The 11,748-nt window shown below is 69.4% G+C and carries 9 protein-coding genes; 4 read left to right on the top strand and 5 right to left on the bottom strand.

Going from position 1 to position 11,748, the window contains the following annotated elements; all coding sequences use genetic code 11:
* Positions 1-167 precede the first annotated feature (167 nt).
* The 4 genes from ACZ3I3_RS02700 to ACZ3I3_RS02715 form a co-directional block, all read right to left on the bottom strand.
* Positions 168-1,487, bottom strand: a complete 1,320-nt coding sequence (locus ACZ3I3_RS02700; RefSeq protein WP_467361942.1) for a KamA family radical SAM protein — start codon at positions 1,485-1,487, stop codon at positions 168-170.
* A 47-nt stretch (positions 1,488-1,534) separates the two neighbouring features.
* Positions 1,535-2,791, bottom strand: a complete 1,257-nt coding sequence (locus ACZ3I3_RS02705) for a pyridoxal phosphate-dependent aminotransferase (protein ID WP_467361943.1) — start codon at positions 2,789-2,791, stop codon at positions 1,535-1,537.
* Positions 2,788-4,413 carry an AMP-binding protein gene (locus ACZ3I3_RS02710; RefSeq protein ID WP_467361945.1) on the bottom strand — a complete coding sequence of 542 codons (1,626 nt, stop codon included), beginning with the start codon at positions 4,411-4,413 and terminating at the stop codon, positions 2,788-2,790. The genes ACZ3I3_RS02705 and ACZ3I3_RS02710 overlap by 4 nt, the downstream gene beginning before the upstream one ends.
* Positions 4,414-4,613: 200 nt before the next feature.
* The gene (locus ACZ3I3_RS02715) at positions 4,614-5,498 is read right to left on the bottom strand and encodes a thioesterase II family protein (protein ID WP_467361946.1); all 885 of its coding nucleotides are present in this window, start codon (positions 5,496-5,498) and stop codon (positions 4,614-4,616) included.
* A 297-nt stretch (positions 5,499-5,795) separates the two neighbouring features.
* Between ACZ3I3_RS02715 and ACZ3I3_RS02720 the strand changes: the two genes are divergently transcribed.
* From ACZ3I3_RS02720 to ACZ3I3_RS02735, 4 genes are all read left to right on the top strand, one after another.
* Positions 5,796-7,508: an acyl-CoA dehydrogenase family protein gene (locus tag ACZ3I3_RS02720; RefSeq protein ID WP_467361947.1), complete on the top strand. Its 1,713-nt coding sequence runs from the start codon at positions 5,796-5,798 to the stop codon at positions 7,506-7,508.
* A 32-nt stretch (positions 7,509-7,540) separates the two neighbouring features.
* On the top strand, positions 7,541-8,815 hold the full coding sequence (locus tag ACZ3I3_RS02725) for a cytochrome P450 (RefSeq protein WP_467361949.1): 1,275 nt from the start codon (positions 7,541-7,543) through the stop codon (positions 8,813-8,815).
* Between the two features lie 42 nt (positions 8,816-8,857).
* On the top strand, positions 8,858-10,099 hold the full coding sequence (locus tag ACZ3I3_RS02730; RefSeq protein ID WP_467361951.1) for a cytochrome P450: 1,242 nt from the start codon (positions 8,858-8,860) through the stop codon (positions 10,097-10,099).
* Between the two features lie 84 nt (positions 10,100-10,183).
* Positions 10,184-10,534, top strand: coding sequence for a nuclear transport factor 2 family protein (locus ACZ3I3_RS02735; RefSeq protein ID WP_467361953.1), 351 nt, complete (start codon positions 10,184-10,186; stop codon positions 10,532-10,534).
* A 74-nt stretch (positions 10,535-10,608) separates the two neighbouring features.
* On the opposite strand, the gene ACZ3I3_RS02740 is transcribed toward ACZ3I3_RS02735, so the two are convergent.
* A partial coding sequence (locus ACZ3I3_RS02740; RefSeq protein ID WP_467361954.1) for an ATP-binding protein occupies positions 10,609-11,748 on the bottom strand: 1,140 nt, incomplete at its 5' end.

An 11,748-nucleotide genomic window follows, 5' to 3' on the forward strand; every position in this document is an offset into this window, starting at 1 on the left:
CCCTAGCAGTCCGAAGAGCATGATCAGAACGTTACAGCACGCAGTCAAGCGAGTTCCATGCGTATTCGGAAGTGATTCGAGTGTGCGCTGGACGGGGTCGAGGCCTCACATATCCGAGACCGCATTGCCCGACCCCGCCGCATTCGGCACAAACGAGACCTAGCTGACTATTGGGGAGAATCAAATGGGAATTGGTCGGCGAAAGCGGGTTTGAGATCGTCCACCCAGACAGCCGCGGGGTCGTATTTCGCGTAAAATGGCTTTCCGACCAGTTCGGCGTTCCGGGCCTGTATCAGACGCAACGCGAAGACCTGCTCTCCGAAGAGCTCGACCACGCCGTCGACGCACACCTTTCCGGGGGTGGCGGACATCGACGGGCCGCGGACCGTGCGGGCGAGCCCGGAGACGTTCTGATAGGCCGTCCGGAAGATGTCGTAGGCCCTGGCCAGCGGGACGGCGAAATAGTCCTGCGGTCCGGTGTCGCGCTCGACAAACATGTAATAGGGCACCATGCCCATGGCCGTCTGCGAGCGCCACATGGATTCCCACAAGGCGGGGTCGTCGTTGATCGACCGGATGAGCGGCGCCTGGGTGCGTATGACCGCTCCGGTTTCTCGTATTCGGCGAACTGCTTCGCTCACGACGGGGAGTTCGAGCTCCCGGGGATGCGAGAAGTGCGCCATGAAAGCGAGATTGCGTCCGGATGAAACGACGTCGGAGAAAAGCCGGAGCGTTTCGTCGGCGTCGTTGTCGGTGACGAACTTGTAAGGCCAATAGGCCAGGGACTTGGTGCCGATTCGTATGGATTCGACCTGTTCCAGTTCGAGCAGCGGCTCGATATAGCGGCGCAGTACATGAGCCGTCATGATCATCGGGTCGCCGCCGGTGAACAGGACGCTGGTCACCCGGGGGTGCTTGAGCAGATAGTCGCGCAGCCGGTCCACGTCCTCGCCGGCCATCTTGAGGTCCGGTTCGCCGATGAACTGCGCCCAGCGGAAGCAGTACGTGCAGTACGCATGGCAGGTCTGGCCTTGCTTGGGGAAGAACAGCACAGTCTCGTCGTACTTGTGCTGCACGCCCGCGAGCTCCTGGTCGTCGTGCGAAGGGACGTTCAGCTGGAGCTGGCCCGCGGGATGCGGGTTGAGCCTGGCCCGCACCCGGTTGGCGGCACGGTTCCTTTCCGCGAGGGGGGCCTCGCGGAGCAGCAGGTCCGCGAGATGCGCCACCTCGTCCTCGGGAAGCATGTCCTCCTGCGGGAAGGTCAGGCGGTAGATCGGATCGTCCGGTGCGGCGTCCCAGTCGATGAGTTCGTCGACGACGTAGTTGTTGGTGCGGAAGGGCAGCACGGTCGCGACCGCGCGCGCGGCCAGCCGTTCCCGCTCGGACAGTCCGGCCCGAGCGAGGAGTCCGTCCAGGTGCTTGCTCGTGTAGACCTGGAACTTACGACTGGGGACCCGCGTGGCCGTGGTGCCGTTGGCCAATGTCACTGGTACTCCTTGAAGTTGGGCGTGCTCTCGCCCGGTGTGGGCCAGGATCAGCGGCAGAGCTGGGTGAAGGTCTCCTGGATGCGGGCGAGGGACTCCGCCACGTGCCGCAGGGTCAGTGGATCGTTGGCTTCCAGGGCCAGTTGCTGTTGCTCCGGGCTGTCGCCGTAGAGCTGGCTGGTAGCGATCCGGAACCGCAGTGCCGCGGGGTCGTCACCCAGGACGGCACCGGACAGGACGGCGATGCCGAACTCGTCGATGAGCTGCTGTTGCAGGGACGCGGAGTCGGTGATGCCGCGTATCCGCAACCTCTCGGCCATGGGCTGCAGGTCCGGATAGAGATAGAAGCCCGCGGTCGGGCGACGGCACAGCACTCCTACGCCCACCAGGCTGTCGTACACCGCCTGGGTCACCGTGCCGTGCAGCCGGGCGCTGGCCGCCAGGCGCAGCACCACCTCCGGCGGCTCCGCGAAGGCGTAGGCGGCGACCTCCTGCATGGGGCCGGGCAACGAGGACCAGATCTCGCTGGCGAGTGCCGTGACGTGATCCCGGATCCGTTCTCCCTCGGGGCTCGTCGCGAAGCGCGCCGTGCCGATGCGCCAGCCGCCGAGCGCGAGGTTCTTGCTCAGTCCCGTGACCACGGTGGTTCGCTCGGGCGCCACCTCGGCGGGGCTGAGGACGACTGTGGCGGGATCGAAGACCAGGTCCCGGTAGATCTCGTCGGAGACGATGTGGAGGTCTTCCTCCCGGGCGATGGTGGCGATCCGGGTGATCACTTCCGGGGGAGCCACCGTCCCGGTCGGGTTGTCCGGCAGGGTGAGCACCACGACGCGGGGGTCGCGGCCGGCCGCGCGGGCCGCACGGATCGTGCCCAGGAGCGCCTCGGGTTCGGGCACGCCGCCGCAGTCGTCCGGGATCGGCACCTCGTGGACCGTCTTGCCCGCGAGCCGGGCCTGGGGAGCGTAGGTGTTCCAGGCCGGCCGGGGCAGCACGACATCACCCGGGATCGCCAGTTGCAGGGCGAGGAGCAGCGGTTTGCTGCCCGGGGCCACCACGATCTGCTCGGGATCGGTGGGCAGATTCCTGCGGTCGAAGTAGCCGGCCACCGCGGCCCGGGTGGCGACGTCGCCGGCGACCGGACCGTAGGAGATGCGGTGGGCCCCCGCGGCCAGCCGCTGGGCCAGCGGCGGGAACACGGGAAGACGTGCCTCGCCGAAACCGAGATGGACGATCGACTCGCCCTTCGCGCGCCGCCGGGCGACGAGCTGGTCCAGCGCGAGGTTGGGCGCAATGCCTTGGTTGGTCATGCCGGCTGTCCTTCCAGCGGGGCCGTCTCATCGTCGCGTTCGGTGAAGCGTTCGATGAGTGCCTTGCGGTCGACCTTGCCGTTGGCGGTGACCGGCAGCTTGTCCAGGACATGGATCTCCTGCGGGATCATGTACTCCGGGAGCTCCTCTGCGCAGTGCGACCGCAGCTGGGCCTTGTCGAAGGCGCGGGAAGCCGAGTCCATCGTCACGCAGGCGCTGAGCACCGGTTCGCCGTCGGGTGTCTCCCGCAGCAGCACGGCCGCCGCCGCGAGGTGCGGGAACTCGAGGAGCTTGCGCTCGATCTCGCCGAGCTCCACCCGGTTGCCCTGGATCTTGACCTGCAGGTCCGCCCGGCCCGCGAAGTACAGCTCGCCGTGCGCACCGCGCCGGGCCAGATCGCCGGTACGGAAGACCAGTTGCCCGGAGCGGGGGCTCAGCGGGTCGCGCACCAGAGCCCGGTCCGTGGCCTCTTGGTCGCCCCAGTAGCCGAGGAACAGTGCGGGGCTGCGCAGGTGGATCTCGCCCAGGCCCCCCTCCTCCAGCACGGGCTCGCCGTCCTCCCCGATGAGGATCATCTCCGCGCCCGGATGGGCGAAGCCGATCGACATCAGCTCGGTCTCCTCGGGCAGCGGTCGGGGTACGTCGGTGAACGACGCCGCGATCGACTCCGTGGAGCCGTAGCAGTTGACGATCCGGGCCTGGGGCAGCAGCTCCTGCAGATGCCGCAGTTCGGGCAGCGGGAACGCCTCGCCGGAGTACAGCACTCCCTTGACGGGCAGTTCGGCCAGCAGCTCCGGCTCGTGCCGCAGGGCCGTACGCCAGACCGACGGCGCCCCGTTGACGTGGGTGACACGCGCGTCGCGCAGGAAGCGCAGGAATCGGCGCGGCCAGTGCAGCCGGTCGCGAGGCACCGGAACGACGGTCGCGCCGCTGCCGAGGGCGAGACCGATGTCGAGCAAGGAGAAGTCGAACGACAGAGGCGCGGTGCTCGCGACGCGCGAGTCGGCCTCGACGATTCCGTGGTAGAGCATGCCGCGGAAGAAGGACGTGACGCCCCGGTGGCTCATCACCACACCCTTCGGACGACCCGTCGTGCCCGACGTGAAGATGATGTACGCCGGATCGGCGCTCACCGCCTCCCGCCGGACCCGGGGGCGGGGCACGGGCCGGCGGCGCCACTCGAGGGTGCCGGGGCCGAAGACACCGGTACCGACGGACTCGGGCAGGTCCTCTCGGTCTCCTTCCGCGGCCCTGAGGTGCAGCACGGGCTCGGCGGCCTCGATGATCGCCTCCAGCCGCTTCTGCGGCGTCTGGGGGCTGACCGGGACGAAGACCAGGCCGAGTGAGGAGCAGGCAATGATCATCGCGATGGCCGCAGCGGAGTTGTCCGACTCGACGATCACCCGGTCGCCCATCGCCAGCCCCAGGGCGTCCAGCTCCGCGGCGTAGCCGAAGACCTGCTGCTCCAGGTCCCGGTAGGTCACGGTCCTCAGCTCGCCCGTCGGGCAGGCCTCGACCACCGCCGGCCGATCCGGTGACGTCGCCGCCGCCGCGAGCAGGAATTCATGCAGTAACTCTCGCGGGTATGTCGAATGGGCGGGCTTTTGTGAATTCGATGCCATGAAATTCGTCCTGTAAGTCGAGGGCGTGCTTCCGGGATGGCTTCGGAAAATTTTCTATCACGGGGTGGCACCACCTCCGGCGGCTCTGCCCGAAGTTAGGGGTAGAAGCGGAAGTCGGCGCCGGGCTCGGGTGGCCCCGCAACCCCTATAGGGGCTCCGTCCATAAGCGTCCGCGCGCGGGTATTCGCGGGCCCCGGCGCTCATATCGCGGCGGCGATCGCCGAGGCCACGGCGGCGGTGTGCCGGTCGAGATAGAAGTGCCCGCCCTGGAAGACCTGGACGTCCGCGCCCTTGGCCGTGTGCCGGTCCCAGGCAGCGGCGTCGGACACCGGGGTGACTGGGTCGGCGTCCCCGACGAGCACCGTCACGGGACAGGTCACGCGAGCTCCCCGGGCGGCCTGGTAGGTCTCCACCGCCCGGTAGTCGGCCCGTACGACGGGCAGGACGAGGGCGCGCAGATCGACGTCGGCCAGCACTGCCGTGTCCGTGCCGCCGAGGCGCCCGAGCTCCGTCAGCAGCCCTGCGTCGTCGAGCAGATGGACCCGTTCCTCGCGCACAGCGGACGGGGCGCGCCGCGCCGACGCGAACAGCCGTGTGGGCCCCTGCGCGGTCAACTGTTCGAAACGCCGCGCGACTTCGAAGGCGACCACCGCACCGAGGCTGTGTCCGAAGAAGGCGAAGGGCCCGGTCAACTCGTGGCGCAGAGCCTCGAAGGCGGCTTCGGCGAGGGCCGGCACGCTGTCCAGTAGGGGCTCGTGGCGCCTGTCCTGTCGCCCGGGATACTGCAGTGCCAGCGTCCGAACTCCCGGAGCGACGGCCTGCGCCAGCGGGCGGAAGTACGCCGCCGACCCTCCCGCGTGCGGAAAGCAGACCAGCCGCGGCGCACCTCCGTCCGCCGCGGCGAATTCACGTGTCCAGGGATTCGGGTTGTCTTCGGGTACCGGCATCGGTCGACCTCGCTCGCTGGACCCTGCGGGGAGGTATGCCCCGGCCGGGTGACGACTGGGAAGTGGCGGGTTCATGGCCGGTCGGGGGATGCCCGGCCATGAACCCGCGGTCGTGATCCGGCCCAGCCGGGTCCCCATGCGCGGGGGCGTCACCAGGAACGGAGGGCCGGACGAAATGACGTGCGGCTCCTGTGGAAAGCAGCACTCTTCGCTCACCTTACGGCGAAGGTAGGGCCGGGATGCCCGCGGCGACAACCCCTATTTTTCGGCACGTGGAACGGGCGGCGTTCCGGTGTATGAGCGGCCCGGCAGTTCGGAAGGAATAGGGGTTCCGTGCCCGGATCTGGGGTTGGAGATAGGGGGAAAGCGTCATTAGCGTTCCTGACGTCGCGCGCCAATGGAAAGCCGCCTGTCGCCGAAAAGAGGGAATGAGTGATGACCGCCGTACTGCCCGATGGTGACGCGACCCCCGCCACGTTTCTGACCGATCTGCGCGACGGCCGCCTCGACTGGCACCGGTGGCGGGACTTCCCCCGACAGAGCCCCGCGGAGAGGGAACGCGGCGACCGGCTCGTGGCCGACGCCGAGGCGTACTTCGCGCGGCGCGTCGACGCCGCGCACCTGGACGACACCCGCGAACTGCCCGCCGGGCTCCTCGACGAGCTGCAGGACCGTGGCTACTTCCGGCTCGGCATCGGCCCCGAACTGGGCGGCCTCGGTCTGTCGCCGTACAACACCTTCCGCCTCATCGGCCAGATCTGCGCCCACTCCGTGCCCATCGGGCAGATCGTGGCCATCCAGAACGGCGTCGGCGCGGCCGCCATGCTGCCCGCCCTGCCCCCCGGCCCGCTGCGCGACTTCGTCAGCCGACGACTCGCCGAGGGCACCGTCTCGGGCTTCGGCGACACCGACCGCTCCGGGCAGAACAACGCCCGGCCGACGCTCACCGCGACGCCGGTCGACGGCGGCTATCTGCTGCGCGGTGAGAAGCTCTTCACCGGCAACGGGCCGGTGGCCGACCTGATCGGAGTCTCCGCCACGGTGCTCGGCGACGGCGGCCCCAAGGTCGGGGCCTGCTTCGTCGACACCCGCGACACCCCGGGCTTTCGGGTCGACACCCGCCTGGAGTTCATGGGAAGCCGGGGGCTGCCCAACGGCTCACTGCGCTTCGACGACGTCTTCGTCCCCGCCGAGCAGGTGCTCCTCGACCCCGATGGGGACCAACTCCCCTACCGCGTCGGTCTGGTGGCCTTGCTCGGCCGTATCCACTTCACTGGTGCTCCAGCCCTCGCGATCGCCAAGCGTTGCCTGGACTGGACACGGGAGTTCGTGGGCCGGCGAGCCATCGACGGCCGCGGCCTCGGTGAGTACGACGAGATCCAGCGGATCGTCACCTCGGCCCTCTCCGAGGTCTACGCCATGGAGTCGGCCGTTCGCTGGAGCCTGCTCGACAGTGGCCTGACGGACCGCTGGTTCGAACGGTTCGCCACCAAGAACGTCCTGGTGCGCGGTGCCTGGCGGATCGTCGACCGGACCATGTCGCTCTACGGCGGCGAGGGCTTCGAGACCGTCGCCAGCAAGGTCCGCCGAGGCGCCGTCCCCGTGCCCCTGGAACGGGCCTTCCGCGACGCGCGCGGACTGCGCATCGCCGGCAACGTCGACTTCCAGCTCGACAACCAGCTGGGCCGGCTTCTGCTGGCCGAGTACTACGCGGCAACCGAGGCCGGTACCGAGGCCGACGCCGCCGCAACGGACAAGGCCGCGGCCCTGTCACCGGCCAACCGGGCGCACCTGTCGGCCGTTCGCCGGCACCTCCGTGACGTACGGGGGATCGCCGTCGAGCTGACCCGTACCCATCCCGACCCCGAGCAGCTGTACGCCAAGGAACGCACCGTGGTGTTGCTCGGCCGCATCGCGGGCGAACTCTTCAACGCCACAGCCGTCCTGGCCCGGGCAGCCACGGACGGGACACCCGACGGTGACCCGTCCTGGGACCCCCAGGAACTCACCGACGTGTACTGCGTCGAGGCCCGCCACCGGCTCACCGGGCTGCTCGCACGGCTGGAGCCGACCACTGCGCCCGACCACGCCAAGATCAGCCGCCGCTGGCTGGACGGCGGCGGCGCCGACCGGCTCGTCCGCCACTGAGCGGTGGCGGAACCTGATCCCGAAAGGCTCTAATGATCAGCGACCAGGAACTCCCCGCCGTTCTGGGCGGCTTCGACCTTGCGGACCAGTCCCGGTTCGCCGCCGGCGTGCCCTACGGGCTCTTCGCACGGCTGCGCCGGGAAGCGCCGGTTCTCTTCCACCCGGGCGGGCGGACAGCGGACGGCGACGGATTCTGGGTTCTTACCCGGCACGCCGACATCGTGGCCGCCGCGGCCTCCGAGGACTTCTCTGCCCAGGGGGGCGGCGACCGGGCCGGGGGAGGCTCGCATTTGGAGGACCTTCCCATGGGCGTGCACGCCGGTGTGCTGTTCGCCATGATGGACAACCCCCGGCACGAGCTGATCCGGCGGTTGCTGCGTCCAGCCGTCACCGGAGAGGTCGCCCAAGGGCTGGCCGAACCGATGCGAGGGATTGCCGCCGACCTTCTCGGCGCCGCTCTCGACCGGGGTGGCAGGGCCGACTGCATGAAGGACCTCAGCGAGCCCTATGCCCTGCGTGCCATCGCCCTTCTGCTGGGCGCTCCCCGCGCCGACTGGGACCGGCTGACCGAGTGGGGGCGCGTCAACCTCGGCTTCGTGAACCGGCAGACCGGCACGGTCGACGCCGGCTCCACCGAGGTCTTCCACACCATGTCCGCGTACTTCACCGAGCTACTGGACCGAAAGCGCCAGGAACCCGCACAGGATCTCGCCTCCGTCCTCGCGCGCGGCGCCATCGCCGAGGAGCACGGTGAGCCGCCGCTCACCACACGGGAACGCGACGCGAACGCCGTACTCCTGCTGATCACCGGATTCGAGCAGCCCCGCAACACCATCGCCAGCGGTGTCCTCGCCCTCGCCCAGCACCCCGAGCAGTGGCAGGCCCTGCGCAAGGACCGCTCCCTGCTTCCGCAGGCCATCGAGGAAATCCTCCGCTGGGCACCCCCCAACCCGTACAACCGGCGCACCGCCACCCGTGACGTCGAACTCCGCGGGCATCTCATCAAGGCCGGGGACAAGGTGACCTTCTGGTGGCCGTCCGCCAACCGGGACGAGGAGGTCTTCGACAACCCCGAGACCTTCGACATCGGCCGGACCCGCAATCCGCACCTGTCCTTCGGGACGGGCACCCACTTCTGCCTGGGAGATCAGGTGGCCCGCCTGGAGATCAGGCTCTTCCTGGAGGCCCTGCTGGACCGGGTGGCGGAAGTCCGGCTCACCGGACCGGTCGTGTACGCCCCCAACAACAAGCACACCGTGATCCTCGACATGCCGGTCGAACTGGTCCCGGCAGCCGAGGCCCGCTGACGCCCATCGCACACCAGCAATGAACCAGACGGGACAACCGACATGACCGAGACCGTGCAGCCCGCTCCCACCGACGACCTCCCCGAGGTCCTGCCGTACGACCCGTTCGACGCCGGCTTCCACTCCGACCCGTACCCCACCTACGAGAAGCTGCGCGCGGAAAGCGGCTCCGTGATCCGCACCGCCGCCGGCGTGGCCGTGCTCGGCTACCACGACGTCCAGCAGGTGCTGCGGAATCCCAAGCTGGGGCGGGGCGAGGGCGCCGGTTACCAGGACACCCTGATACCCACCCCGGCGGGGCTCCAGCCCGCCGTGATGTTCATGGACCCGCCGGACCACACTCGGATACGGGCCTTGGTCACCAAGGCCTTCACCCCTCGCGCCATCGAGCGGCTGCGGCGTCCCGCCGAGGAACTCGCGGCGAAGCTGGTGGCCGAGACGGCCGAGGAGACCGCCGCCCACGGCACGGTGGACCTCACCGCCAGGCTGTTCCGGCCGCTGGGCGCCGGCGTCCTGAACATCCTGGTCGGCGTGCCGGAGAAGTACCTCGCCCAGTGCATCGAGTACGCCAACGACGCCGGCCGCGGTCTCGACCCCGCCTACACGCTCAGCCCCGAGGCGCTCCAGAACCGGCTCAAGGCGCGCGACGGTTACGTCGCCATCGCCCAGGAGCTGATCGCCGAACGCCGGGCGCAGCCGGTGGACGATCTGATGAGCGAGCTGGTCCTCGTCGAACAGGACGGTGAGCGGCTCAACGAGATCGAACTGCTCACCACCGTCGCGAACATCTTCCTCGCCGGCTTCAGCGCCCCGCAGGCCGCGATGGGCCTCGCCGCGCTGTCCCTGCTGAACCACCCCGACCAGTGGGAGTGGTACCGGGAGCACCCCGAGGAGGCCGCCGGATCCGTCGAGGAGCTGATGAGGTACGACACCTCCGTCCAGCTGATCAACCGGACCGCCCTCGAGGACACCGAGGTCGGTGGCGTTCCGGTCAAGGCCGATCAGGAGGTCTTCATGCTGCTGGGCGCCGCCAACCGCGACCCCGACGTGTACGAGGACCCCGCCCGCCTCGACCTGACCCGCCGTGGCGCCCGGCACGTCGGGTTCGGGCACGGCATCCACTTCTGCGTGGCCGCGCCGATCGCCAAGCTGATCACCGAGGTCGCCCTCAACGCCCTGGTCGCCTACGACGTCGAGCTGCGGAACCCGACACCGCCGACCAACGGAGCGCTGGCCATCCGCAGCCTGGCCGAGCTGCCGGTGGCCATCAGGCCGCGCCACTAGACCTGGGGCCGTCACCGGTCCAGGAACCCCTGCGGGAACACAGGAACCCCCTCCGGGAAGACCGAGAAAGAAGGAGTACAGCACGTGAGCAGTGACATCACCGCGCTGGTGAAGAAGTACATCGAGACGTGGAACATCCTGGACGCGGACCAGCGCCGCGCCGCGATCGACACGTTGTTCACCGAGGACGTGGAGTACGTGGACAACAACGTGCGTATCGAGGGCCGGGCCGCTCTCGACGACTACATCGCGCAGACCCAGAAGGAGCTCGCCGGCACGGTCTTCTCGCTGGCCGGTGAGGTGAGCAGCCACCACGACCTGGCGCGGTTCACCTGGCACGTCGGTCCGGCCGGCGGTCAGCCGATCGCCGTCGGCTACGACTTCGCCGCCGTGGAGAACGGGCGGGTGCGGCGGCTGTACGGGTTCTTCTCATAAGAACCGGCCGGGGAAAGGACTGAAGAGGACCGCCGGGCATCTGCCCGGCGGTCCTTTCGTCGTCGCCGTGTGCGTCAGTCCTTGATCTCGCAGATAGGTGCGCCGGAGTTGAGGGCGGCGCCGACCTCGGCGGACAGATCCTTGATCGTGCCGGACTTGTGGGCGTTGAGGGGCTGTTCCATCTTCATGGCCTCGAGGACGACGACCAGGTCGCCCTCCTTGACCTCCTGGCCGTCCTCCACCGCGACCTTGACGATCGTGCCCTGCATCGGGGAGGCGAGGGTGTCGCCGGAAGCGGCGGGGCCGGACTTCTTCGCCGCGCGGCGCTTGGGCTTGGCCCCGGCCGCGAGGCCCGTGCGGGCCAGGGACATGCCCAGGGACGCCGGGAGGGAGACCTCCAGGCGCTTGCCGCCGACCTCGACGACCACCGTCTCGCGGCCCGCTTCGTCCTCGGTCTCGGTGTCGGCGGGCGCGGTGAACGGCTTGATGTCGTTGACGAACTCGGTCTCGATCCAGCGGGTGTGGACCGTGAAGGGGTTCTGGCTGCCGGTGAGTTCTGGTGCGAAGGCGGGGTCGGTGACGACCGCGCGGTGGAAGGGGATGGCGGTGGCCATGCCCTCGACCTGGAACTCCTCCAGGGCACGGGCGGCCCGCTCCAGCGCCTCCTTGCGCGTGCGGCCGGTGACGATCAGCTTGGCCAGCAGGGAGTCCCAGGCCGGGCCGATGACCGCGCCGGACTCCACGCCCGCGTCCAGCCGCACGCCCGGGCCGGACGGCGGGGCGAACGTCGTGACCGTGCCGGGGGCCGGCAGGAAGTTGCGGCCCGGGTCCTCGCCGTTGATGCGGAACTCGAAGGAGTGCCCCCGCAGCGCCGGGTCGTCGTAGCCGAGTTCCTCGCCGTCGGCGATGCGGAACATCTCGCGGACGAGGTCGATGCCGGCGACCTCCTCGGTGACCGGGTGCTCCACCTGGAGGCGGGTGTTGACCTCCAGGAAGGAGATCGTGCCGTCGTTGCCGACGAGGAACTCGACCGTGCCGGCGCCGACGTAGCCGGCCTCCTTCAGGATCGCCTTGGAGGACGCGTACAGCTCGGCGATCTGCTCGTCGGAGAGGAAGGGCGCGGGGGCCTCCTCGACCAGCTTCTGGTGGCGGCGCTGGAGGGAGCAGTCACGGGTGGAGACGACGACCACGTTGCCGTGCTGGTCGGCCAGGCA

Source organism: Streptomyces sp. NPDC016851 (genome assembly GCF_055562795.1).

Bases quoted from the DNA above. Each gene is read 5' to 3' on its own strand.
- ACZ3I3_RS02705 (WP_467361943.1), bottom strand. From the start codon at position 2,791: ATGACCAACCAAGGCATTGCGCCCAACCTCGCGCTGGACCAGCTCGTC.
- ACZ3I3_RS02710 (WP_467361945.1), bottom strand. From the start codon at position 4,413: ATGGCATCGAATTCACAAAAGCCCGCCCATTCGACATACCCGCGAGAG.
- ACZ3I3_RS02715 (WP_467361946.1), bottom strand. From the start codon at position 5,498: ATGGGGACCCGGCTGGGCCGGATCACGACCGCGGGTTCATGGCCGGGC.
- ACZ3I3_RS02720 (WP_467361947.1), top strand. From the start codon at position 5,796: ATGACCGCCGTACTGCCCGATGGTGACGCGACCCCCGCCACGTTTCTG.
- ACZ3I3_RS02725 (WP_467361949.1), top strand. From the start codon at position 7,541: ATGATCAGCGACCAGGAACTCCCCGCCGTTCTGGGCGGCTTCGACCTT.
- ACZ3I3_RS02730 (WP_467361951.1), top strand. From the start codon at position 8,858: ATGACCGAGACCGTGCAGCCCGCTCCCACCGACGACCTCCCCGAGGTC.